This is a genomic window from Microbacterium terrisoli, assembly GCF_030866805.1.
Lineage (GTDB): Bacteria > Actinomycetota > Actinomycetes > Actinomycetales > Microbacteriaceae > Microbacterium > Microbacterium terrisoli.
The window spans coordinates 3,240,558-3,265,042 of the sequence record NZ_CP133019.1; the positions used below are offsets into that span (position 1 = coordinate 3,240,558).

Genomic DNA, 24,485 nt, shown 5'->3' on the forward strand with positions numbered 1-24,485 from the left:
GGTGCTCGGCCCAGAGTCGACGCGAACGGCGCTCCCACCTGGGTCTGCGAGAATCTCCGCGTGATCGCTGAGCCCTCCCACCCCCGCCCCCTGCCCGCCGAGCATCCGCTGACCACGGGCGCAACGGCATCCTCGTCGCTCGTGCAGGCATACCGAGGCGTACGATCCGCGACGACGCCGGTGTGGTTCATGCGGCAGGCCGGTCGTTCGCTGCCCGAGTACCGCGCCCTGCGCGCCGACCACAAGAGCATGCTCGACACGTGCCTGGACCCCGCCCTTGCCAGCGAGATCACCCTGCAGCCCGTGCGCCGGCACAGCGTGGACGCGGGAATCTTCTTCAGCGACATCGTGATCCCGCTGCGGTTGGCCGGCGTGGACGTCGAGATCGCGGCCGGCACCGGTCCGGTGTTCGACCGCGCCGTGCGCACGGCGGCCGACGTGGACGCGCTGGTGGGCGGCGGCTCGCTGCGGGACGACGACGACGCGCTCGAGCCGGTGCGAGAAGCCGTGCGCCGCACCGTCGCCCAGCTCGGCGCGACGCCGCTCATCGGCTTCGCGGGCGCGCCGTTCACGCTGGCCGCCTACCTCGTGGAGGGACGCCCTTCGCGCGACCACCTCGCCGCTCGGCGTCTCATGCACACCGACCCCGACGCGTGGGCGCGGCTGATGGCGTGGTGCGCCGACGTGACGGGGGCTTTCCTGCGCGCGCAGCTGCTGGCCGGGGCCAGCGCCGGACAGCTGTTCGACTCGTGGGCGGGATCGCTCTCACGCGCCGACTATGTGCAGCACGTGGCGCCGGCCTCGGCGCGGGCGCTGTCGTGGGCGCGGGGGCTGGCCGCCGGCGACGGCACCACCGTCCCGCTGGTGCACTTCGGGCTGGGCACGGCCTCGTTCCTGGACGCGATGAAGGATGCCGCAGCCGACGTCATCGGCGTGGACTACCGGTTGCCGCTGGACGAGGCATCCCGGATTCTGGGTGGCACCGTCCCGTTGCAGGGCAACATCGACCCCGCACTGCTGGCCGCCCCCTGGCCCGTGCTCGAGGCGCATACCCGCGACGTGCTGCGCCGCGGACGCTCGGCTCCGGCCCACGTCGTGAACCTCGGGCACGGCGTGCCGCCCGACACCGACCCCGACGTGCTCACGCGCCTGGTCGCGCTCGTGCACGAAGCCGGTGCGGAGTGAGCTCCACGGCTCGGCGCGTGGCGGCGCGAGGGCTTCCCGCCGACAGGAGGGCTTGTGGCCGCGATCGATACTCGTCTGGGCGGATCGTCCTCCGCCCGCGGGGCGAGGGATGCCACGACCAGCGTGCGACTGGACCTGCCGATGCGATCGGATGAGCCGATGCGCGTGATCGTCATCGGCGGCGGGGTGGCGGGGCTCGTCGCGGCACGTGCGTGCGCGATCGGCGGCGCCGACGTCGTCATCCTCGAGTCCGGAAGCGACTGCGGCGGCTCGGTGGCCCGCGCCGACGTGGCGGGACTCGCGCTCGACGCGGCCGCCGAGAGCTTCGCGACGCGCGGCGGCACGGTTGAGCGGCTGCTCGCGGAGCTCGACCTGACGTCGCGGATCGAATGGCCGAACGCCGCCGGTGCCTGGCTGCGCCTGGCCGACCGGACCGTTCCGATGCCGAAGGGCGGACTGCTCGGGATCCCGATCGATCCGCTCGCCGACGACGTCGTCGCCGCCATCGGGCCCGATGCGGCCCGGCGCGCGCAGCGCGACCTCGACGAACCGGCCGTCGGCGTGACCGTCGATGATTCGCGAACACTCGGCGCGCTGGTGCGCGAGCGGATGGGCGATGCCGTGCTCGACCGACTGGTCGCCCCGGTGGTCACGGGCATCTACGCGACCGATCCCGACGAGCTCGACCTCGACGCGATAGCGCCGGGCCTGCGCGAGGCCTTCGCCGGCACCGGGTCGCTCGCCCGCGCCGTGCGGCGGTTGCGACAGTCGGGCGGTCCGGGCTCCCCCACCCCCAAGACCGCGACGACCGACCGCGCATCGGTGCCCGCTGCCGCCGCTGTCAGGCCGGGGTCGGCCGCGGGCGGCCTGCGCGGCGGCATGTGGACCCTCGTCGACGCTCTGCTCGCAGACCTGCGAGCACGCGGCGTGCTCCTCGAGGCATCCACCGCCGCCACAGCGCTCACCGTACGTGCGGACGGCTCATGGGACGTCGCCGTCGCCGCCCGCCCCGCACCCAGACAGGGGATTCTCGGCGAAACCCAGGACGACACCACCGGTCTCACCGAGAATCCCCTGTCTCAGCGATCCGATGCCCGGGAAGGCACACTGCGCGCCGATGCCGTCATCGTCGCCACGGATGGGCCGACGGCGATGCGCCTGCTCGCGAGCGGCGGGGATGCGGCATCCCTCGCCGTGCTGCGGGGCATCGCATGGCCCGAACCCGTGCGCGTCGACTTGGCGACTCTGGTGCTCGACGCCTCCGCCCTCGACGCGGCTCCGCGCGGCACCGGCCTGCTGGTCGCCGACGACGCCGACAGCGCCGACGACGCCGTTGCGGCCAAGGCACTCACGCACAGCACCGCGAAATGGTCGTGGCTTGCCGAGACCGCCGGCGACGGTCGGCACGTCGTGCGGCTGTCGTACGGACGTCCGGGTGCGCCGAACCCGGCAGCCGCCCTCGACGACGCGCAGCTTCGCGAACGGGCACTGCGCGACGCATCGGCGCTGCTGGGAGTCCCCCTGAGCGCCGACCAGGTGGCGGGATTCGCGCGGCGCACCTGGCTGTACCCGCGTTCGCTCGCTGCCGCCGGCCAGGCCGCGCGCGTGCGCGCCGTGCGGCAGGCCGTCACCGCCACGCCGGGCCTGGAGGTCACCGGCGCGTGGGTGGCCGGCACGGGTCTTGCGTCGGTGATCCCCGATGCGCAGGATGCCGCGACCCGCGCACTGCGCTGACCCGTCCGAGCCGCGACCCGCCGCCGCCTTCAGTCAGGCAAACTGAAGGTTTACTGGGAACTCACACAAAGCGGGTCGAAGATGGCAATCGTGCCAGAAACCGTTGCGACCCCTGCCGTCTCCCCCTCCCCCCAATCGAACGAGCAGCCTCCGGCACCCGTCTTCACCCTGTGGGCGGTGTTCACCCGCCCCGCCGCCGGCGTCTCCGCCGATCTGACCGCGACCGTCGCGGCGGACTTGGACCGGGCCCTCGCCGAGATCGCACAGTCCGGCGTGCACACCCGCGGCATCTACGACGTGTCGGGCTTCAAGGCCGACACCGACCTGCTGTTCTGGCTGCACGGCGACAGCCCCGAGGTGCTGCAGGCGGCCCTGCGCACCCTGCGCCGCATCCCGGCGATCGCCGCGCTTGTCCCGCATACGAACCTGTTCGGCACGCACCGCGAAGCCGAGTTCAACCGCTCGCACGTCCCCGCGTTCGTGCGCGGCGTCGACGCCAAAGGCTGGCTCGCGGTCTACCCGTTCGTGCGCAGCAAGGACTGGTACCTGATGCGCGACGGCGAGCGCAGCCGGATGCTGGCCGAGCACGGCCGTGCCGGTCACGACTACTCGGGCGTGCTGACCAACACGGTCGCCGCGTTCGCCCTGGGCGACTACGAGTGGGTCGTCCCCGTCGAGAGCGACGATCTGGGTGAGCTGGTCGACATGATGCGGGCGCTGCGCTACGTGGACGCCCGCCGCCACGTGATCGAGGAGACCCCGTTCTTCACCGGCCGCCGCATCGAGACCGCCGAGGTCGGCGAGGTGCTTGCGTGAGTGCGGGCGCCTTCGACGCGGTGCTGCTGGCGAGCTTCGGCGGCCCCGAGGGGCAGGATGACGTCATCCCGTTCCTGCGCAACGTGACGCGGGGGCGCGGCATCCCGGACGAACGGCTCGAAGAGGTCGCCGTCCACTACCGCCACTTCGGCGGCGTGAGCCCGATCAACGCTCAGAATCGCGCGCTGAAGGCAGCGCTGGAGACAGAGCTCGCCGCTCGCGGCATCGACCTGCCCGTGCACTGGGGCAACCGCAATTGGGCCCCGTTCTTCGCCGACGCCGTGCGCGACGCCCACGCTCAGGGACACGACCGGCTGCTGGCCGTGGTCACCAGCGCCTACACGTCGTACTCCGGCGTGGGACAGTATCGCGAGAACTTCGAGAAGGCGCTGGCCGACACGGGCCTGGACGGCACGGGCTCGGACGGCACGGGCTCGAACGGCACCGTCACGATCGACCGGCTGCGGGAGTTCTTCGACCACCCCGGGTTCGTCACGCCCTTCATCGAGGGACTGCGCGCGGCCGTGGGCGCAGGTACCGCCAACACCCACGTGCTGTTCACGACGCATTCGATTCCGGATGCCGCAGCCGCCGCCTCCGGCCCGCAGTACGGGCCCGGCGGCGCATATGTCGCGCAGCACTGCGCGATCGCCGACGTCATCGCCGCGCAGGCGGCGCCCGGCGTGCCGTATTCGCTGTGCTATCAGTCCCGCAGCGGCGACCCGCGCACCCCCTGGCTCGAGCCCGACGTGAACGATGAGATCCGCAGGCTTGCCGCTGTCGGTGTGCAGCGCGTGATCGTCGTGCCGATCGGGTTCGTCAGCGACCACATGGAGGTTCTCTGGGACCTCGACACCGAAGCCGCTCAGACCGCGGCCGAGGTCGGCGTGGACTTCGCCCGGGTCGCGACCCCCGGCATCCACCCCGCGTTCGTGGCGGGCCTCGTCGACCTGATCCAGGAGCGGGTGGATGCCGCCCCCGCCGACAAGCGCGCGCACCTGACCGCGCTCGGGCCGTGGCCCGACCATGCCACGGTCGGCGCGACCGTGATGGCTTCCACCCGATGAGCGTCACCCTGCGGGTCGGCACCCGCGGCAGCGCGCTTGCCGTCGCCCAGACGACCCAGGTCGCGCACGCACTGCGCGATGCGCTGGCCGGCGCCGGCGACGACGTCGAGATCGAGATCGTGCGGGTGACCACCCACGGCGACACGTCGCGCGCCTCGCTGTCGAGCCTGGGCGGCACGGGTGTGTTCGCAACGGCCCTGCGCGATGCGCTGCGCGCGGGCGAGTGCGACGTCATCGTGCACTCGTTCAAGGACCTTCCCACCGCCCCCTCGCCGGGGCTGGTCATCGGCGCGGTGCCCGTCCGTGAAGACGCACGCGACATGGTCGTCACCCACGACGGCACCCGGCTCGAAGACCTGCCGGCCGGCTCGCGCGTCGGCACCGGATCGCCGCGGCGCATCGCACAGGTGCACGCACTGCGCCCCGACCTCGAGGTCGTCGACATCCGCGGCAACGTCGACTCGCGCCTTGCCCGCCTGACGGCAGAGGGAGCCGACCGCCTCGACGCGCTCGTGCTGGCCGCCGCAGGACTTGCCCGGCTCGGCCGCGCCGACGTGGCTGCACAGCCGATGCCGCTGACGGCGTGGCCGTCGGCGCCCGCGCAGGGCGCCCTGGCGATCGAGGTGCGCGAGGAGGATGCCGCCGGCACCGCGCTGGCCGCAGCGCTGGCGCATGTGAACGACCCCGCCACCGCAGCCGCAGCCGCCGCCGAACGCGGAGTGCTGGCCGGGCTCGAGGCCGGCTGCTCCGCACCGCTGGGAGCCACCGCCGGTTTCGACGGCGACGGCACTCTCACGCTGGCAGCCGCCGCCTACAGTCTTGACGGAACGCGCCGGGTTGCGGCATCCGTCACCATCGACGCTGCGGCGGCGGACCCGAGCGCCGCCGCAGCCGCCGCCGCATCGGCCGCCCACGAGGTCGTCACGCGCATGCTCGCAGACGGCGCGGCCGAGCTCGTTCCCGGCACGGCGGCATCAACGCCGGAAGGCACCGCATGAGCACCCCCGTCATCCGCCCCCGCCGCCTGCGCACGTCCCCCGCGATGCGGCGGCTGGTCGCCGAGACCCGCATCCACCCAGCGCAGCTGATCCTGCCGCTGTTCGTGCGCGAAGACATCTCCGAGCCGGCGCCGATCGGCGCCATGCCCGGAGTGGTGCAGCACACCCTCGATTCGCTGAAGGGCGCGGTGCAGGATGCCGCAGCCTCCGGCATCGGCGGTGTCATGCTGTTCGGCATCCCGGCCACCCGCGACGCGATCGGATCGGGCGCGACCGATGCCGACGGCATCCTGAACCGTGCGACACGGGTCGCTGCTGCCGAGGCCGGCGACGCGCTGGTGGTGCAGACCGACCTGTGCCTGGACGAGTTCACCGACCACGGCCACTGCGGTGTGCTGGACGCGCGCGGCCGCGTCGACAACGACGCCACGCTGCTCCGCTACCGTGACATGGCCCTGGCCCAGGCCGACGCCGGGTCGCAGCTGCTGGGCCTGTCGGGGATGATGGACGGCCAGGTCGCCGCCGTGCGCGAGGCCCTCGACGGCCACGGGCTCATCGACACCGCGATCCTCGCCTATGCGGCGAAGTACTCCTCAGCCTTCTACGGTCCCTTCCGCGAGGCCGTCGATTCGCAGCTGCGGGGCGACCGGCGCACCTACCAGCAGGACCCCGCCAACCGCATCGAGGGCGGCCGCGAAGCCGCACTGGACGAGGCCGAGGGCGCCGATGTGCTGATGGTCAAGCCCGCGATGAGCTATCTGGACGTGCTGTCCGATGTCGCCGCCACCGCGCAGGTTCCGGTGTGGGCGTACCAGGTGTCGGGGGAGTACGCGATGATCGAGGCTGCCGCCGCGAACGGGTGGATCGACCGCGAACGGGCGATCCGCGAGAGCGTGACCGGCACCCTGCGTGCCGGAGCCGGTGCCGTGCTGACGTATTGGGCGCTGGAGCTGTCGGCCTGGGAGAAGAACGCATGAGCAACCAGACGGCTTTCGACGAGGCATCCACCGTCATCCCGGGTGGGGTCAACTCGCCGGTGCGCGCGTTCCGTTCGGTAGGCGGTGCGCCGCGTTTCCTCGTGTCGGGGCACGGTTCGTACGTCGTCGACGTCGAGGGCCGCGAGTACGTCGATCTGGTGTGCTCGTGGGGACCGCTGCTGCTCGGGCACGCCCACCCGCAGGTGCTGGATGCCGTGCACCAGGCGGTCTCGCGCGGCCTCTCGTTCGGCGCGTCGACGCCGGCGGAGACCGAACTCGCCGAGGCCGTGATCGCGCGCCTCGCGCGGATCGAGGTGCCCGACCGTTCCTCTTCACAGCCCCGTTCCACTGACCCTCGCTCAGGGGCCGCCCCCCAGGCCCCTGAGCGAGCATCTCGGGATGCCGCCGTCGTCGAGCAGGTGCGCTTGGTCTCCACCGGCACCGAGGCGACGATGACGGCGATCCGACTGGCGCGCGGGGTGACCGGCCGGTCGCTGGTCATCAAGTTCGCCGGTCATTACCACGGGCACTCCGACGGCCTGCTCGCCGACGCCGGCAGCGGATTGGCCACCCTGGCTCTGCCCTCTTCGGCGGGGGTGCCCGCCGAGATCGCGGCGCAGACTCTCGTGCTGCCCTACAACGACCGTGCCGCCGTGGAGGCGGCGTTCGCCGAGTTCGGCCCGCGGATCGCGGCGATCATCGTCGAGGCCGCGTCGGCGAACATGGGAGTGGTGGCACCGCAGCCGGGCTTCAATGCGTTCCTCGCGCAGACGACGCACGCGCACGGCGCTCTGCTGATCGTCGACGAGGTGCTCACCGGATTCCGCGTGTCGCCCGCCGGGTGGTTGGGACTCGAGCCGGTTGCGGCCGACATCGTCACCTTCGGCAAGGTCATCGGCGGAGGGATGCCGCTGGCGGCTCTGGGCGCACGGCGCGAGATCATGGAGCACCTGGCACCGTTGGGGCCGGTCTATCAGGCCGGCACGCTGTCGGGCAACCCGGTCGCGGTCGCGGCGGGCCTTGCGACGCTGCAGGCGGCGGATGCCGCGGTCTATGCGCGCGTGGACGCGGTGGCCGCGACCATCTCGACCGCCGTCGACGATGCGCTGTCGGCCGCCGGGGTCGAACACGTCGTCTCGCGCGCGGGAAACCTCTTCAGCATCCAGTTCCGGCCCGCGCTCGCCCGTGACTACGCCGGCGTGCAGCGCCAGGAGGCGTTCCGCTACGGCCCGTTCTTCCACGCGATGCTCGACGCGGGAGTCTCGCTGCCGCCGAGCGCGTACGAAGCGTGGTTCGTCAGCGCTGCGCACGACGACGCCGCCGTGTCGCGCGTGCTGGACGCGCTGCCGGCCGCGGCACGGGCGGCCGCCGCCGCGCGCCCCTGACGCACTGCGCCCACGGCCCGCCGGAGCGCCGCCCACGGCCCGCCGGCGGGGGCCCGGCCTGGCGAAACATTCATATGCCTCACACACGCATTGAATCTCTCGTTCACACAGCCCTGGGGACCTGTGTGAACGAGAAGTTCAATGCCGAAAAGCGCGGTATACCTCTGCTGCGAACCGCACGCGACGGCGTGCCCACCGCAGACGGTCTACTGCCCCACAGCCCGAGACCCCCGGCCGTGCGGCGGGCATCCCGCCCCGCTAGGCTGAAGCCATGCAATGCCGGTGACCTTCTCCCCCCGCACCCTAGAGAGAGGTTCACCATGTCTTCTGCATCCCTTCCCCTTGCCGGCAAGACCGCGCTGGTCACCGGCGTCTCCCGTCGCCGCGGCATCGGCTACGCCGTGGCGCGCACCCTCGCCGGACTCGGCGCAAGCATCGTCATCCACCACTTCCGCCCGCATGACCTCACCGTCCCGTGGGGCGGCGACGACCTCGACGAGGTGCGTTCCGGCGTTCGCGATGCCGTGACCGCCGGAGCACGGTTCGCCGATGTGAGCGCCGACCTGACCACAGGCGAGGGGGTCGACCGCACGTGGCAGACGGCACAGGCTCTGACCGGCCAGGTCGACATCCTCGTCTGCAATCACGCACGCAGCGGAGGCGACGGCAGCATCCTCGACCTGACGCCTGAGATGCTCGACGCGTTCTGGCAGACCGACACCCGTTCGACGCTCATGCTCACGTCGCTGTTCGCGCGTGCGCGCGCACCGCAGGTGGGGGCCGCTGCCCGCCCGGGTGAGCGCATCGGCGGCGGACGCCCCTTCCCGGGCCCGACCGGCCACGTGTTCTGGATGACGTCAGGGCAGCTGCAGGGTCCGATGCGCGGCGAGGTCGCCTACGCGACGAGCAAAGCGGCCCTCGCCGGCGTCACCACGACCGTGGCCGCCGAGCTGCTCGAACTCGGGATCGTGCTGAACACGATCAACCCCGGCCCGGTCAACACCGGCTATCTCGACCCTGAGACCACCGATCGCTCCCTCGAAGAGCTCGCCCAGCTGCGCGCCGAAACGCCGTTCGGGCGCTACGGGCGGCCCGACGATCCCGCCGCACTGATCGGCTGGCTCGCCACCGGCGGCACCTGGATCGTCGGCCAGGTGCTCACCAGCGACGGCGGCCTCAGCCTGCGCTGACCATCCGCACGTTCAGAGCGGTTCGACGCGGAAGGTCAACGTCCGCCCCTGGCGGAACGGCTCCACGAGCTCGAAATTCTCGAAGGCGATGCCGCCGGGGAGCGGGTTCTCGCTCATCCAGTACGTGTGGCGCCCGTTGACCTGTGCGCGCAACGCCGGGTCCGGCTCCGTCACGCGCCATTCCTGGGTCGCCCGTCGCCCGACATAACGCCAGTGGTCCGCCGTGCCATCGGCATACCGGGCATGTGCAGGGTCCACCTCATCGGGGCGCGCGCGCACCACGACCTCATCGCCCTCGCGCGCCAGCTCCTCAAGCCCGAAGACCGCGTGCGGCGCGAACCCGCTCCCGCGGTACGACGGCCACAGATCCCGCGCACGCGCCGTGCGGGTGCGGAGCCCGAGATCGCGCAGCCGCGCCCAGTTCCCCATCGTGGCCGTAAGGACCACGGCATCCGGCTCCACTGAGCCTGCGCGCGCGAAGGCGGCCAACCGCACCTCGTGCGGACGATCACGTGTGAAAGCAGCGGTGACCCAGACGTCCGCTCCGTTGGCGAAGGGCTCGCAGAGGATGCTCACGCTCAGACTGTCACCGTCGGCCACACCGCGTGCGGGGTCATCCCCGCGGCGCGGTGCGATGTCGGTGGGATCGTCCGCCGACCAGAACCGCAGCCCCGGAACGTCGTCGAATCGCGACCGCTCCAGCTCTGAGTACCCGCGTTCGCGCGACCCCGCCGGAATCGGCTCGATCGCGATGAAATTCACGAGCCTGTCGCGTGGGTGATCGAGATACGGCGCGAAGACGCGGATCAGGCCGCGCGGTCCACCGAGCGGATGCAGCCCGATCTGCAAGCCGGCAGGGTGCCCCCAGCGCGGCTCACGCGCACCACTGCCGACGACCGGCCGCAGCCAACCGGTCGCATCCACGGCGGCAGGGGTCATCACAGCGCGACGTCGCCGACCAGGTGCACGGTGATGCCGAGGCGGTCGAACATGGCGGCCTTCGCGATGAGGGCCTTGTCGGCGGTGGCGGCATCGGGCGCGTAGACCAACTGCGCGTGGTTGGCCTTGTGCCGTGCCATGAACTGGTCGCGGGTCTGACCGTGCAGCACGACGTGCGCGACCGGCCACTCCGGGTTCGTGGCGTCCTTGCGACGCTGCGACTCCTCCGCGGGCAACTCGACGACCGTGCCGCGGAACACGTCCGCGTGCAGCGCACCGTCGGCGATGTACACGCGCGACAGAACGACCTCGCCGGGCGTGGAGACGCCGTTGATCGTGGCGCCGCCGGCGGGGAAGAACACGTGTCCCTGTCGCCAGCCGACCGCGTGATCCCAGCCGCCCAGGTGCGACGCTGGCACGGACCCCGAGATCTCGTAGGTCCAGACGAACTGCCCGTCGAACTCCTCGCCCCAACGCACGTCGTGCAACGTTGTGTCGGGCACGAGCCCCATCGCGGTCCAGACGCGGTTGGTGATCAGCGCGTCCACTGCGACGCCTTCGTCCGCCTCGTTGAAGTGGGGGAACGCCCGACCCGCGTGCAGCTCTCGCGCCCCGTCGCGCGACAGCACCGGCGGACGGTCCGTGGAGTTCAGGATGCCCTCGGCCAGATCCGATGCGGGCACGAGGTCTTTCAGACCCTGCTGGTACTGGATGCCGACCGCGTCCAGACCGAAGTCGTCGGCAATCCGCAGAGCCGCGATATACATCTTGAGCTGCCATTGCACCTGGTCGCGGGTCAGCTCGGTCGCGGCATCCTGCCCGTACTCGAACCTCATGCCGTGCTCGATCAACCAGTCGTACACGTCGTTCGCCTCGTCGTCGCCGACCTCGAGCATCTCGGCATACAGCGCGGACTGCGAGAGCCGCTCTTTGTAGATGCCCGTGCGATTGAGCAGTTCGTCGTCGAAGATCGCGTTGTACATGCCCATGCATCCCTCATCGAACACGCCGATGATGGCCTTGTCGGCGAGCATCTGATCGCCGAGGGCCCGGCCCAACTCGACCTCGGGACTCTGCGGCAGGGCCGGCAGATCCCGCACGTGCGATGCGTCGTGGGTGATGTGTCCGGTCTCGATCCACTCTTTGAGGCCCGCCCGGAACCAGTCGTCGGTGAAGTCGACCGACCAGATCGTCGAATAGGGCTTGCCCATCTTGGTCAGGCCGGCGTTCAGGCCGAGCAGGCCCACCAGCCCAGGCCAGTCGGGGGCGAAGTTCGCCGTCGTCAGGATCGGTCCGCGGTGCGTGCGCAACCCTGCGAGCACGTGATGCGAGTACTGCCAGTTGGCGATCGCGACGACCAAGGGTGCGTCCTCGGGGATGTTCTTGAACACCTCCATGCCCATCCGCTGACTGCGGATGTAGCCGTGGCCCCGCTCGGCATCCACTCCGAACGCGCGCACGACGCTCCACCCCAGGTGCTCGAACGCGGCCGTCACGGCCGCTTCGGTCGCCGCCTGCACCGGCCAGCCGGCGACATTGGCCGATTCGCGCAGGTCACCGGACGTGATCAGGTAGACCGTGTTCGGTGCGACGACCGGGCGCGTGGCCGGGGTGGGGAGTGTGTAGCTCATGGTTTCTCCGTTGGTGTGTGGTCAGTTTGGGCTCGACCATTGAGCGAGCGCGGTGAGTCGAAACGACCTCGGTGCTGTTCGCCGGCGGTCAGTCGGATCTCGCGTCCGACGACGGTGCCGTCGAAGCGCAATTCGTCGATGGCGAGCACACCCCGTTCCAGGTGCAGTGTGAAACCGTTCAGGTCGGTCTCGACACGGCCCCACCCGGTGGCGGTGATGAACAGGGCACGCAGAGGCACGCCGACGGCGGGTGCGAATTCCAGGGTGCGGGTCGCGGCATCCCACTGCTGCCCGGTGAAGGCGAGCAGCAGTGCCCACGACGCCATCGATCGGGCATAGTGATTGCCGCATTCGATCTCGTTCCACGGGTTGCGCACGATGCCGTCGTAGCGTGCGCGGAGCGTTCGTTCGATGCGCAGCGCGTCCTCGACGCGACCGGTGTAGACGAGGGATGCCGCCACCTGATGCTCGATGCCGGTCCAGACCTCGTCGGAGTAGACGAACGGGATCGCCGGTTCGCCGTCGCGCGGCCACGAGGCCAGCAGAAGGCCGCCCTCGCCGTTCAGCGCATATACGCGCTGAGTGCTCTCGTGCGCGGTGAGGTCGGCACGGAAGTTGTGGGCCACGATCGCCCCGAGCGCGCTGCGCACGTGGTCGGGCGGCAGGATCGAGCCGAGCCCGCCCACGAACGCGTGGAATTGGCCGAGGAGCTGGTCCGAGAGCACGCCGTCGCCATACTGATACCGGTGCTCGTCGACATCGTCGATCACCTGACGGTAGTACTCGCCGTTCCACAGCACGGCGTCCATTCCGGCCGCGGCCCGGTCGGCTCGCGCGGTCCAGTCGACGGCTCGCTCGCTCTCGCCGAGGTGCGCAGCCATCTGGGCCCCCGCGCGCAGCGCAGCCACGAACATCGAGTTGGCAAGCGGATCGATCCCGTGGAACTCGATGTCATAGGTGTTGTGCAACTCGCCGTCGAGCAGTCCGTCGCCATCGCGGTCCCACTCGCGGATGGCGTGGTCCAGGGTGCGCGCCGCCGGCGCCCAGAGTTCGCGCAGGAATGCGTCATCGCCCGAATACCGCCATTCCCGGTGCAGGCGCAGGAACGTGCCCAGCTGGCCGTCGACGGCGGGAGTCATGAACCAGGCGGGCGAGCCGAAGACACGGTTCGAGCGGAACTTCTGTGCACCCTCGGCATCGGTCTCGAGAAGGTACTCGACGCGCCGTGCACTGCGTTCCAGCGTGGGGAACAGCCAGGCGACGGTCTGCGCATACGACCACACGTGCGTGCAGGTGCCCTCGCACGAACCGGCATGGTCGAATGAGCCCTCCCAGGCGGCGAACACCGGCCCTTCGCCCAGATCAGGGTTCGGCGTCTCCACCACGAGGCACGTCGTCGATCGCAGCGCGGCGATGTTCGCACCCGCCGCGTCGGCCACGACGGGGTCAAGGCTGCCGCCGTAGAGGGCGTCGACGAACGCCGTCGTCGTCTGCTCGAGGTCGGCCAGGTTCGCATGCAGGTGTGTCGCCGCCGCCCACGCGTCCGGCCAGAGCGTCGCATAGTGGTTGCGCACCATCTGGTCGCCGTGCAGATCGTGGAGGATGATGTGCCCGCCCCAGCCCCGCCGCCGGTTCGGGAACGACCAGCTCAGGACGAACTCGAAGTTGCGGCTCTCGCCGACGGCGAGCTCGTGGACGATACCCAGCGAACCCGTACGCAGGCGGGGGAGCCTCTCGAACAGCTCGGACTCGCTCATCGGCGTTCCGGTGTCCCCCTCTGCGAACAGACCACGGGGACGATCCTCGAGCGTGAGACGCGGCTCGTCGCCGAGCAGGCCGTCGTCGATCAGATCGTTCCAGAACAGGCGCGCACCGTCAGGCCAGAACCCCGTGACCCACTGCGTCTTGACGGTCGTCGATTCGTCTGTCGTAGTCAGCGCCAGCGTGCCGTACCCGACGTCATCGTCCGGCAGGTCGATTCCGAAGTCGAGACCGCGCACTCCGGCGCCGGCAGGGCCGCCGTCGCGCCAGCGCACGCTCTGCGTGCCGCGCATGCCGAACGGGCCTTCGCCCCGACCGGCCGTGTGGCTCATCGAGCCGGCGACGGTGACACGCAGGGGGACCGACGCGGTGTTCGTGACGGTGTAGCGCAGGACCGCGGCGGGAATGCCCGAGGCGTCAGGATCCAGCGGCACGAGCGGCGTGAAAGCCCGCAGCGAGACCTCGACCGGCAGGACGTCGTCGGTGAAGTCGATGTCGACGACGGGATACTCACCGTGCATCGTCGCCGCCGCCAGCCGCGGCAGGCCCGCAAGGGCGTCGAACGGGGCACCGGCATCCCAATCGAACGGACCGTTCAGCCGCGCCTCGAGCACGCGCGTGACCGCTGCCGGCCCCATGTCGCCTGCCGGACGCACATGTATCGCGAAGAACGAATTCGGGTTGCGGCGGCCCTTGTCGGGCAGATTCTCGAGCTCCCAGTCGCGCAGCTCTCCGCGCGCGCCGAGCGACACCGTGCCGGTGCCGATGCCGCCGAGGGGAAAGGCGGCGCGAGCCGAGGTATGCGGGATGCCGCGAGCTCGGCGCATCATGCGACACCCCGCTGCTGCGCTGCCAGCTCGTGCATGACGTCCTTCGTGCCGGCGTACAGACGCAGGTAGCGGTCGAACAGGGCGTCATAGACGCGGGATGCCTCGGGGTCGGGCACGATGGTCTCGGCGACCGGATTCCATTCGGCGATCGACGGTGTGGCATCCGACTCCGCAATCGCAGTAGCGGCGAGGAATGCGGCGCCATAGCTCGCGCCGATCGTCGTGCGAGGCACCTGCTGGGTCAGGCCCGTGGCATCCGACACGATCCGAAGCCAGAGCGCGCCCTGCGTGCCGCCGCCCACCGCGACGATGCGCCGGATGTCGGCGCCCGCGGCGCGCATCGTCTCAACGTTGTGGCGCACGCCGAGGGCGGTCGCCTCCAGCGCCGCACGATAGAGGTCGCCGCGCGTGTGGGTGAGGGTGAGACCCGCGATCACACCGCGGGCATCGGGGTCGAGGATCGGGGTGCGCTCGCCGGCGAAGTACGGCAGCATCACGAGGCCGTGCGCACCGGGCCCGGATGCTTCGGCCTCGGCCAGCAGCGTCGGGTAATCGGCCTCGGTGAGATCTTTCAGCCATGCCGTGATGGCACCCGACGTGGCCAGCCCCCCGGCGAGGTTGCGCGTGCCCGCGAAGGCGCCGACGGTGGTCCACATAGACGGCGTGCGCAGGGTGCTCTCATCGGTCGCGATGAGGAACATCGTCGTGCCGTACATGAGCATCAGGTCGCCGGATCCGTGCGCACCCACACTGACCGCCTCGCTCCACGCATCGATCGTGCCGGCGATCACGGGCGTGCCCGTCGCGATGCCGGTGACGTGTGCGGCAGCGTCGGTCACGGCACCCGCGATGTCACCGGCCCACAGCAGCCTCGGCCGCTCAATGCCCGTGGCATATCGGTCCCACCATGGCTCGTGCCAGCCCCCGTTCTCGACGTCGTAGAGGGGAGAGGTCTGGCTGGCCGATTGGTGATCGAGCACGTACTCACCGGTGAGCTTCAGCGCGAGGAACGATGCCGGCATGAACAGTCGCCGTGCGCGCGCCGCGGCATCCGGCTCGTGGTCGAAGACCCAGGCGATCTTGGGTCCCGCCGCCTGGGACGTGAGTCGTGAACCGCCGATGCGGGTGATCTCGTCTTCGCCGAGCTCGGCGGTCATGCGGGCGATCTCGTCGCCCGAACGGGTGTCGACGCCGTACAGGATCGCGGGCCGTACCGGCAGATCGCGGTCATCGGCCAGCAGAACGCACGGCCCCATGCCGCTCACACCGACGGCTGCGACCTCAGCCTCGGGGCGCTGCCCGAGCAGGTCGCGGGCGAGGGCGGCGAACTCGTCCCACCAGATCTCGCCGTCCATCTCGACCCAGCCCGGGCGCGGGCGCTGCACGTCATGCGCGACGACGGCTGTGGCGACGATGCCACCGTGCTCGTCGACGAGCACGCCCTTGCTCGTGGACGTGCCGACGTCGACACCGAGCGTGCACCGCATCGTGACCTCCTGGACCGATCCTCGTCTGCGCCGGATCGCCGATCACGCTACACGAAATCGATTTCATGCACAATCGACGAAACAGAGGGGACCGGGCGCACCGGGCTCAGATCGCGCGTGCGACGGTTGCCGGCTGGACCTCGTTGCGCAAGACGACGGTGCGCGCCGGCTGGTGGTCGCCGCCGATCCGCTCGAGCAACAGCGTGGCGGCGGTCACGCCCATGTGCCGCGCCGGCAGGCGGACGATCGTGACCAGGCTCGGTGACAGCGTCGTGAACGGCAGCGAGCCGACCACTGCCACACCCAGTTCGGGCGGGGTGAGGCCGTGCTCAGTGAGCACCTGGATCGCTCCCACGCCGATGAGGTTGTTGCCGGCCACGACGGCGTCGGGCGGCGCGGGCAGTCGCAGCAGTTCTTCCATCGCCTCACGTCCGCCGTCCACCTGGAACGTCGAGAAGCGCAGCAGCTCGTCGGCGTCGCCGTCGAGCCCTTCGCGAGCGAGCACCGCCCGCCACCCCTGCGCGCGCTCCTGCGCCGTCTCGATGTGCGCAGGACCGGCGATGAAGGCGATGCGGCGATAGCCCGCCTGCAGCAGACTCTCGGTCGCAGCCTGGCCGGCCGTCCGGTTGGCCATGACGACACCGTCGATGTCGTATCCGGTGCCGCGGTCGACCGCGACGACAGGCCGCCCGGTCGCGATGATGTCGTCGAGGTTCGTGTGATCGGCGGCTGCGGCGAGGATCACCCCGGCCATGTGTTCGGCGATGGCGATCTGCAGATATCGCGCTTCTTTCTCTGTCTGTGCGTCCGTGTTGCACAGCACGACGGAGTAGCCGGCCTTCTGCGCGACGTCCTCGACACCTCGAGCGAGCTCGGTGAAATACGGGTTCTCGATGTCGGGGATCACCAGCGCGATGACCTCGGACTCCTGTCGGCGTAACGACCGCGCCGTGCGATTCGGACTGAACTTCAGCTGCCGCGCGGCATCGCGCACGGCAGTGACCTTCTCGGCGGAAACCCCCATGCCGTTGAACACCCGAGAGACCGTCGCGGGCGAGACGCCGGCGAGTTTCGCGACCTCGTAGATCGTGGCCATGGTCCCCCGCCTATGCAGTTCTGCGCCCGTTGACAGCGCATCCCGTCCAGAATACAGTGATGAAATCGATTGCAACAGTGGGTCGTCCAATACGGCTCACAAACAGATCCGAGGGAGCCGACCGCCGCCCTCGATGAAAGAAGAGTGCTCGCCATGACGACGATGTCGCCCGGTCTCCCTTCGCTGAGTGCCCTGAGCTCGGCGCAGACCCGATCCATCTCCCCGGAGAACTTCGACGGCTCGGCCGGCGGCGGCGGACGTGCCACCTCCGGCACCGGCGAATCGTGCGCGCGCGACCTCGGGCCAGGCTGGAAGATCTCGCCCAGCGTTGACATCAAGGCAGGCGAGACGTTCGACCTTGCGAACATCACCGGCGCCGGCAAGATCACCCACATCTGGATCACGACCCACACCGACAACTGGCGCACGCTGGTGTTGCGCGCGTACTGGGACGGCGCGGCCGAACCTGCCGTCGAGGTGCCATACGGCGACTTCTTCTGCAACGGCTGGGGTGTGTTCGCCCAAGTGAACTCGCAGATGGTGGCGGCCAATCCGCACGGCGGGTTCAACTCGTACTGGCCGATGCCGTTCCGTGACGGTGCCCGACTCACGGTCGAGAACACCTCGGCCGTCGATGTGCGCGTCTACTACCAGATCACCTACGAGATCGGCGGCGACTACTCAGGCGAAGGCTACTTCCACGCACAGTGGCGCCGCTCGAACCCCCTCGGCGAACTCGTGCCGCACACGATCCTCGAGGGCATCGAAGGACGGGGACAGTATGTCGGCACCTATCTCGCGTGGGGCGTGAACTCGAACGGCTGGTGGGGCGAAGGTGAGATCAAGTTCTACCTCGACGACGACACCGAATTCCCGACCATCTGCGGCACCGGCACAGAGGACTACTTCGGCGGTGCGTGGAACTTCGACATCCCTGGCCAGGGCTACACGTCGTTCTCCACTGCGTACCTGGGCATGCCGCAGGTCATTCACCCTGACGGGCTCTACGTCTCGCAGCAGCGGTTCGGCATGTATCGCTGGCACGTCGCCGATCCGATCCATTTCACGACGGGTCTGCCGAAGGTCGACATCCAGGCGCTCGGCTGGCGCAGCGGATGGCGTTACCTGCCGTTGCGCGACGACATCGCCTCCACCGCGATGTTCTATCTCGATCGGCCCACGGCCCGTCGACCGAAATCTCCGTCGGCCGACGACCTGGAGGTGCACCTAGGGAGCGCTCCGGTCCCCGACATCGGCGCAACTCCGCCGCGCGAGCCGCAGAGCTGACGCGGTCGGCCGCCGCCGTCTGCAACCTTCGCTCCGAAGACGCGAGGGGCGTCGTCGCCGATGTCAGGCCGATACGCGCTCGCGCAGCCCGGCGACGAGCAGGTCGACGCCGAATGCGAAGCCATCAGCCGCATCACCGACCGCGTCTGTGGCGACCACGCCGAGGCTGTCGAATTGCAGCCGCTGCTGCTCATGCGACACGTGCCCCAGCACGAAGTGCAGCACCACGGTCGACGCGCGTCCGACGGTGGGGGCATCGAAACCACCGGCCGCGATCGCCGAAGCCAACCGCTCGCGTGCGACCTCGGCGCCGAGGCCCATGCTCAGTGCACTCGAGACGACCTCCGCGCCGTCGCGATACGCGAGCAGGCTGTCGCGCAGCGCACCGGCCGCGCGGTGCACGTCCTGCGACCAATCGCCGGATGCCTCAGCCGCCGGCCGCGCGGTCACGATGCGGTCGGCGACCTCGGCCAGCAATGTCTGCTTGTTCGCGAAGTGGTGGTACAGGGCGCTGGGCTGCACGCCCAGCTCGGCGGCGAGCCGGCGCATGGTCAGATCGGGCAGCCCTACATCGTCGAGCAGGCGCAGCGCCGTGCGCACCACGTCATCGTGCGAGTGTCGTCGCGGGTTGTCGATAGGGGGCACTCCGCCACTATAGTGAACACCGTTCAGGTGAACAACGTTCAGGTAGAGGCATCCCCCATGACAGACATCTTCCCCGCCGTGCACGCCACCGCACGCCGCCGACTCGACGCGACCGACATCGCCCGCGTCGCCGTGTTCGCGGGCATCATCGCCGTGCTCGGGCTGCCCGGTGCCGTCACGATCTTCGGCGCCGTGCCCATCACGGCACAGACCTTCGGCGTGATGCTGGCCGGCGTGATCCTGGGTCCCTGGCTCGGCGCGTTGTCCATGACCGTGTTCCTGGGCCTGGTCGCCGTCGGCTTGCCGCTGCTCAGCGGCGGACGCGGAGGCCTGGGCGTGTTCGTCGGCCCGTCGGCCGGCTACCTGATCGGGTTCGTCGTCGGCGCGTTCGTCATCGGCCTGATCGTGCACGCGGGTCTGCGCAAGCCGACGCTGTGGCGCACGGCGACCGGGATCATCGTCGGAGGCATCGCCGTCGTCTACGCGTTCGGCATTCCGCTGCAGGCACTCATCACGCGTCTGCCCCTGCCCGAGACGTTCCTCACCAGTCTCGTCTTCCTGCCCGGCGACCTCATCAAAGCCGTGCTGGCCACCGCCATCACGATGACGCTCGTAAGGGCGTATCCGCGGGCCTTCCGCCGCACGTGGGCGTGATTCGGCAGCGGTTGTGATCCGTCTGCAGCATGTCACGGTGCGCCTCGGCGATGTCGAGGCGCTGCACGACGTGACGCTCGAAACCGACGCACACACAGTCGCCGTGATCGGAGAGAACGGCTCGGGCAAGTCGACGTTCGCGCGGCTGCTGGCCGGACTCGTGCCCGCAGCGACCGGTACGGTCGAGGTGCTCGGGCTGGACCCGACGCGCGACGCCGACGAGCTGCGCCGGCGGGTCGCCGTCGTCTTCAGCAACCCCGACGCGCAGATCGTGATGCCCACCGTCGCCGAGGACGTCGCCTTCTCGCTGCGCCCGCAGCGGCGGGCCCGCGGCATGCGGAAAAGCCGGAGGGATGCTGCGGCCATCGCAGAGCGCGTCGCCGAGGCGCTCGACCGGTTCGGCCTCACACCCCTGACCGAACGCCCCTCCCACGATCTGTCCGGCGGGCAGAAGCAGCTGCTCGCCCTCGCCGGGGCGTTCGTGCGCAAGCCTGATCTGGTGATCGCCGATGAGCCGACGGCCTATCTCGACGCACGCAACGCGCGGCTGATCGCGGATCATCTTTTCGAAGACGCCGGCCATCGGCTCATACTCGCCACCCACGATCTCGCCCTCGCCCGCCGGTGCGACACTGCTGTGCTGTTCGCCGGAGGCACGGTGCGCGCGATCGGCGAGCCGGCAGAGGTCGTCGCCGAGTACGAAGCGAGCCTGCGATGCTGACGCTTTACCGGCCGGGGACCGGCATCCTGCATCGCCTGCCGGCAGGACCGAAACTGCTGGGCATCGCCGCACTGGTGCTGACGGTCTCGCTGCTGCCATCGACGCTGTGGGCGGCCGGCGCAGCCCTTGCACTCGTGGTCGTGATGTTCGCTGCGGCAGGCCTGGGCGACGGGATGCTGGGGCTGCGCGTTCTCGCAGCGCAGCTGTGGTCGCTGCGATGGGTGCTCGTACTGATGCTGGTAGGGCAGCTGATCTTTCTCGGACCGGTCCTCGCGCTGGCGAACACGGGCCGCGTGGTCGCTGCGCTCGCGCTGGCGGGACTTCTCGCCCTGACCACGCGCGTGAGCGATCTGCTGAACGCGATCGAGCGAGGACTCAGCCCGCTGGCGGTCGTGCGGCTCGACCCGGCACGCATCGCGCTCATGCTCACGGTCGCTTTGAGCACCCTGCCGGTGATGGGCCGGATCGCCCGCGACGTGCGCGACGCACAGCGGGCGCGCGGTGCCCGAGCGAGCCTGCGCCACTTCGCCGTGCCCTATCTGGTGATGTCGCTCAAGCACGCCGACGAGCTGGGCGACGCGCTGGCTGCCCGAGGCGTGCGGTAGCCGCCTCCGCTCGTCAGCCCGACGTCACGCCGCGCGTGTCATTTCAGACCGGCCATTTTGATGTTGCCGATGATCTGCCGCTGGAAGATGAGGAACAGGATGATCACGGGGGCCGCAGCAAGGACCGATCCCGCCATGAGCAAGCCGAGCTCGGAACTGCCTCGCCCGGTGCGGAACGTCGCGAGGTACTGCTGCACGACGAACTTCTCAGGGCTGGTGATCGTCAGGATCGGCCAGACGTAGGAGTTCCAGTACGCGAGGAACGCAGTGATGCCCATGACCACGAACGGTGGTTTGGACAGGGGCAAGAAAAGGAAGTAGAAGATGCGCAGGCGCCCGCAGCCGTCCAGCATCGCCGCTTCTTCGAGACTCGAAGGGATGCTCAGATAGAACTGCCGGATGAAGAAGATCATCGCCGCAGTAGCGGCTCCCGGGATGACCAGCACCGACAGACTGTCGAGCATGCCGAGGTCGGTCACGACGATGAAGCTCGTGAGCAGGATCGTCATGCCGGGGATGAACATCGTGGTGATGACGATGACCCACAGCGTGCGCTTGAACCGGAAGTCGAGCCGAGCGAAGGCATATGCTGCCAACGAGTTGACGGTCAGCGCGAGCACGGTGAACAGGACCGCTCCGAGGAACGTCCATCCCATCGTCACGAGGAAGGTCGGATCACCGAGGATCTGCACATAGTTCTGCCACTTCCATACATCCGGGAAGAACTGGAACGGCGTGGAGATGACTTCCGTCTTCGACTTGAAGCCGGCGATGAACAGCCAGAGCAGAGGGAAGAGCGCGGCCAGCACGAAGACGACCCCGACGATCGCCTTGCCGATGGTGTAGAACCACCACGCCGTCGAGTGCTTCGAGCGTCGACGGGCCGGCGCGATCTGCTGTGCGAGGGTGGCCATGTCAGTCCACCAGCCTCTCTGAGTTGACGAACTTGAAGATGAGCGCCGAGACGGTGCCGAGCACCACGAACAGCAGCAAGGCGGCGGCGATCGAGTAGCCGACGTTCACGTCGTTGGTGAAGTGGTTGAAGATGAAGAGGTTCGGCAGCGTGGTCGAATCGAGGGGCCCACCCTGCGTCATGACCAATGGCAGGTCCAACTGCTGGATTGCCGCGACGAAACCGGTGACCAGCAGGTAGAGGATGATGTTCTTCATCTGCGGGATGGTGATGAAGAAGGTCCGCTGCCACCAATTGGCGCCTTCCATCGCGGCGGCTTCGTAGTACTCGGTCGGGATGTCGATCATCGCGGCCACCATGATGAGCGAGGTAAGCCCCATCCCAAGCCAGACCGCCGGAATGGCGATCGCCAGCAGTGCCCATTTGGGGTCACCCAGCCATGCGATGGGGTCGATGCCGAACAACCCGAGGAACGCGTTGAGCAGGCCGCCCGAGTAGTCGTAGATGATCACGAAGATGATGGACGTGATGACTGTCGAGATGATCGTCGGAAGATAGATCGAGACCTTGAGGATGCTGGCGAATCGTCGAGAGACGGCGACGACCAGGCTCGAGAAGGCGAAGGCGAGCAGAAGCATCGGCGGTACCGTCATCGCAACGAACACGAAGCCTCGTCCGATCGCGGCCCAGAACAGCGGGTCCGTCAGAACGTTGATGTAGTTGCGCCACCCGACGAATTCCGGCGCCTTGTAGAAGCTCCAGTCCTGAAACGAGAGGAACGCCGCATAGATCGCGGGCCAGATCACGAAGATCCCCAGAAGCACCACGGCTGGCAGCAACAGCCAGTAGGCGATCTTGCCGTCGCGGTACAGATAGCGACGATGCCGCTGGCGCGCTTCTCGCGCGTTCGGCGCCGTCACGATCTCGGTGTCGGTCATCGTCGGATGCATAACGGTCATGCTCTCACCTCTTCCGGGCGCTCTTCGGGGGCCGGTAGCGCCCGGCCCCCGAACAGTCCGCGCCTCAGTTCTTGGGCGCCTTGCTGGGCAGATCGTTCTGCTGGATGACCTTCGCGATGGCCGCGTCCGCGGTCTTGATGGCCGCATCCGGCGAAGCTGCACCCTTCATGACCGACTCCATCGCGGTGCCCACGGCCAACGAGACATCCCAGGGATAGGTGGGCTCGGGGATCGCCGTGGGGGCGATGTCCTTGATCACGATGTTCGACCATGGCGCGTCAGCAGCGTGCTCGTCCTTCGCGACGGCATCCTGAACCGACTGGCGCACCGGAATCTTGGTGAACTGCGTGTTCACGAAGAACGGCACGACATTCGCCGGGTCGCCGGCGATTGACCACTGCAGGAATTGGCCCGCCGCCTTCGCGTGCTTGGTCTTCGCGTCGATGACCCACTTGAAGTTGCCGAGCGTAGTGGCCGTGCGGCCATCGGCCTGCGGCGCGTTCGGGAATGCCCCGACGCCCGTCTTGGTCAGCATGTCTTTGTAGTCCGAGCCGATCTCGGACATCATCCACGATCCTGACACCTTGAAGGCGACCTTCTGCTGGCCGAAGTCCTTGCCTTCGACGTACGCGGCCAAGGCCTGCTTGGGCATGTAGCCCTTGTCCCACAGCTGCTTGTACTCGTTCATCAGGTCCCGGTAACCCTGATTGTCGATGTCAGGCTTGGTCCAGTCGGTGGTGAGCGCCGTGTGCCCCGCGAAGTTGAACTGCTGGCCCACTGTGGACCATGCGAACGTCGCAGCGTCGCTGGCAGGCGAGATGCAGTACTGTCCTGCCTTCAAGGTCGGCTTGATCTTCGCGCACGCTGCCATCAGGTCGTCCCAGGTCGCGGGGCCCGCCGACGCGTCCACACCGGCGGCCGAGAGCATGTCCTTATTCCAGAACAGGACCGTCTGCGCCTCCATCAGCAGCGGATAAGCATAGAACTTGCCGTCGAGCTTGGAGACCGACTGGGCGAACGGCATGATCTCATCGAGCGCCTTCTGGTCGACCACCTTGCCGAGGTCGTACAGCTGACCCGCGTTGACAGCGTCCTGGATCGGCCCAGAGTGCGTGTAGATGTCGGGCGCCTTGCCCGCCGCCTGGGCAGCCTTCATCTTCTGATCCCAGGCGTCGGCGGGCACCTCCGTGTCGACGACCTTGATCTTCGTCTGGGAGTCATTGAACTTCTTGACGATGTCCTTGTACCAGGCGTTCTCGGGTGGAGTGAACGTGCGATGCCAGAAAGTGATGGTGGTGACGCCGCCGTTGTCGGCGCTGTTGCTTCCGCCACCCGAGCATCCCGCGAGTGCGAGCCCCGCCACGATGACCGCGGCGCCGACCGCAATCAGCCTGCCCTTACTCTTGTGCATTCGTCCTCCTCAGGAACACGACTCGCCTGCGAGCCGTCGCTGTGCCCGGCCTGCGACCGGATGTGGGGCGAGGGGTGACCCTGGCTTCCCGTAAGTCACCGTTGATCTCGTCGCTGGCCAGAGTAGACGAAATCGATTTCATAAGCAATGGCCAAACTCGCTCTGAGTCCACCAGCGAGCTTCACGCCCCCTGA

The 24,485-nt window shown here is 69.1% G+C and carries 21 protein-coding genes; 12 read left to right on the plus strand and 9 right to left on the minus strand.

Going from position 1 to position 24,485, the window contains the following annotated elements:
• Nucleotides 1-63 precede the first annotated feature (63 nt).
• From hemE to QU603_RS14720, 8 genes are all read left to right on the plus strand, one after another.
• Complete coding sequence (gene hemE / locus QU603_RS14685) at nt 64-1,185, plus strand: uroporphyrinogen decarboxylase (protein ID WP_308494042.1); 1,122 nt, start codon at nt 64-66, stop codon at nt 1,183-1,185.
• A gap of 54 nt (nt 1,186-1,239) precedes the next feature.
• Complete coding sequence (locus tag QU603_RS14690) at nt 1,240-2,919, plus strand: protoporphyrinogen/coproporphyrinogen oxidase (protein WP_308492117.1); 1,680 nt, start codon at nt 1,240-1,242, stop codon at nt 2,917-2,919.
• Nucleotides 2,920-3,000: 81 nt separating this feature from the next.
• Entirely contained in the window at nt 3,001-3,735 is a 735-nt protein-coding gene (gene hemQ / locus QU603_RS14695; protein WP_370655314.1) for a hydrogen peroxide-dependent heme synthase, read from the plus strand.
• On the plus strand, nt 3,732-4,802 hold the full coding sequence (locus QU603_RS14700; RefSeq protein WP_308492119.1) for a ferrochelatase: 1,071 nt from the start codon (nt 3,732-3,734) through the stop codon (nt 4,800-4,802). Before hemQ ends, QU603_RS14700 begins: the two co-directional genes overlap by 4 nt.
• Nucleotides 4,799-5,800, plus strand: coding sequence for a hydroxymethylbilane synthase (hemC, locus tag QU603_RS14705; protein WP_308492120.1), 1,002 nt, complete (start codon nt 4,799-4,801; stop codon nt 5,798-5,800). Before QU603_RS14700 ends, hemC begins: the two co-directional genes overlap by 4 nt.
• On the plus strand, nt 5,797-6,777 hold the full coding sequence (hemB, locus tag QU603_RS14710) for a porphobilinogen synthase (RefSeq protein WP_308492121.1): 981 nt from the start codon (nt 5,797-5,799) through the stop codon (nt 6,775-6,777). Before hemC ends, hemB begins: the two co-directional genes overlap by 4 nt.
• Entirely contained in the window at nt 6,774-8,162 is a 1,389-nt protein-coding gene (gene hemL / locus QU603_RS14715; RefSeq protein ID WP_308492122.1) for a glutamate-1-semialdehyde 2,1-aminomutase, read from the plus strand. Before hemB ends, hemL begins: the two co-directional genes overlap by 4 nt.
• A 320-nt stretch (nt 8,163-8,482) precedes the next feature.
• Nucleotides 8,483-9,352, plus strand: coding sequence for an SDR family oxidoreductase (locus tag QU603_RS14720; RefSeq protein WP_308492123.1), 870 nt, complete (start codon nt 8,483-8,485; stop codon nt 9,350-9,352).
• Nucleotides 9,353-9,364: 12 nt separating this feature from the next.
• On the opposite strand, the gene QU603_RS14725 is transcribed toward QU603_RS14720, so the two are convergent.
• The 5 genes from QU603_RS14725 to QU603_RS14745 all read right to left on the minus strand — a co-directional run bounded on the left by QU603_RS14725 (nt 9,365) and on the right by QU603_RS14745 (nt 17,096).
• Entirely contained in the window at nt 9,365-10,291 is a 927-nt protein-coding gene (locus tag QU603_RS14725; RefSeq protein WP_308492124.1) for a hypothetical protein, read from the minus strand.
• Entirely contained in the window at nt 10,291-11,922 is a 1,632-nt protein-coding gene (locus QU603_RS14730; protein ID WP_308492125.1) for a fucose isomerase, read from the minus strand. The genes QU603_RS14725 and QU603_RS14730 overlap by 1 nt, the downstream gene beginning before the upstream one ends.
• Complete coding sequence (locus QU603_RS14735) at nt 11,919-14,513, minus strand: GH116 family glycosyl hydrolase (protein WP_308492126.1); 2,595 nt, start codon at nt 14,511-14,513, stop codon at nt 11,919-11,921. The genes QU603_RS14730 and QU603_RS14735 overlap by 4 nt, the downstream gene beginning before the upstream one ends.
• Nucleotides 14,510-16,000: an FGGY-family carbohydrate kinase gene (locus QU603_RS14740; protein ID WP_308492127.1), complete on the minus strand. Its 1,491-nt coding sequence runs from the start codon at nt 15,998-16,000 to the stop codon at nt 14,510-14,512. The genes QU603_RS14735 and QU603_RS14740 overlap by 4 nt, the downstream gene beginning before the upstream one ends.
• Nucleotides 16,001-16,106: 106 nt before the next feature.
• Entirely contained in the window at nt 16,107-17,096 is a 990-nt protein-coding gene (locus QU603_RS14745) for a LacI family DNA-binding transcriptional regulator (protein ID WP_308492128.1), read from the minus strand.
• Between the two features lie 153 nt (nt 17,097-17,249).
• Here QU603_RS14745 and QU603_RS14750 point away from each other — a divergent pair, with 153 nt between their 5' ends.
• Entirely contained in the window at nt 17,250-18,383 is a 1,134-nt protein-coding gene (locus QU603_RS14750; RefSeq protein WP_308492129.1) for a glycoside hydrolase family 172 protein, read from the plus strand.
• Nucleotides 18,384-18,446: 63 nt separating this feature from the next.
• On the opposite strand, the gene QU603_RS14755 is transcribed toward QU603_RS14750, so the two are convergent.
• Nucleotides 18,447-19,028, minus strand: coding sequence for a TetR/AcrR family transcriptional regulator C-terminal domain-containing protein (locus QU603_RS14755; RefSeq protein ID WP_308492130.1), 582 nt, complete (start codon nt 19,026-19,028; stop codon nt 18,447-18,449).
• A gap of 57 nt (nt 19,029-19,085) precedes the next feature.
• Here QU603_RS14755 and QU603_RS14760 point away from each other — a divergent pair, with 57 nt between their 5' ends.
• From QU603_RS14760 to QU603_RS14770, 3 genes are read left to right on the plus strand one after another with little or no spacing between them, the layout of a single operon-like run.
• Nucleotides 19,086-19,682, plus strand: coding sequence for a biotin transporter BioY (locus tag QU603_RS14760; protein WP_308492131.1), 597 nt, complete (start codon nt 19,086-19,088; stop codon nt 19,680-19,682).
• Nucleotides 19,683-19,695: 13 nt separating this feature from the next.
• A complete protein-coding gene (locus QU603_RS14765; protein WP_308492132.1) occupies nt 19,696-20,403 on the plus strand; it encodes an energy-coupling factor ABC transporter ATP-binding protein in 708 nt (235 codons plus the stop codon).
• The gene (locus QU603_RS14770; RefSeq protein ID WP_308492133.1) at nt 20,397-21,008 is read left to right on the plus strand and encodes an energy-coupling factor transporter transmembrane component T family protein; all 612 of its coding nucleotides are present in this window, start codon (nt 20,397-20,399) and stop codon (nt 21,006-21,008) included. The genes QU603_RS14765 and QU603_RS14770 overlap by 7 nt, the downstream gene beginning before the upstream one ends.
• 38 nt (nt 21,009-21,046) lie before the next feature.
• Here the strand turns inward: QU603_RS14770 and QU603_RS14775 are convergent, their stop codons facing one another.
• The 3 genes from QU603_RS14775 to QU603_RS14785 all read right to left on the minus strand — a co-directional run bounded on the left by QU603_RS14775 (nt 21,047) and on the right by QU603_RS14785 (nt 24,291).
• Complete coding sequence (locus tag QU603_RS14775; RefSeq protein ID WP_308492134.1) at nt 21,047-21,922, minus strand: carbohydrate ABC transporter permease; 876 nt, start codon at nt 21,920-21,922, stop codon at nt 21,047-21,049.
• Between the two features lies 1 nt (nt 21,923).
• Nucleotides 21,924-22,880: a carbohydrate ABC transporter permease gene (locus QU603_RS14780; protein ID WP_308492135.1), complete on the minus strand. Its 957-nt coding sequence runs from the start codon at nt 22,878-22,880 to the stop codon at nt 21,924-21,926.
• A gap of 64 nt (nt 22,881-22,944) precedes the next feature.
• Nucleotides 22,945-24,291, minus strand: coding sequence for an ABC transporter substrate-binding protein (locus QU603_RS14785; RefSeq protein WP_308492136.1), 1,347 nt, complete (start codon nt 24,289-24,291; stop codon nt 22,945-22,947).
• Nucleotides 24,292-24,485: the final 194 nt, after the last annotated feature.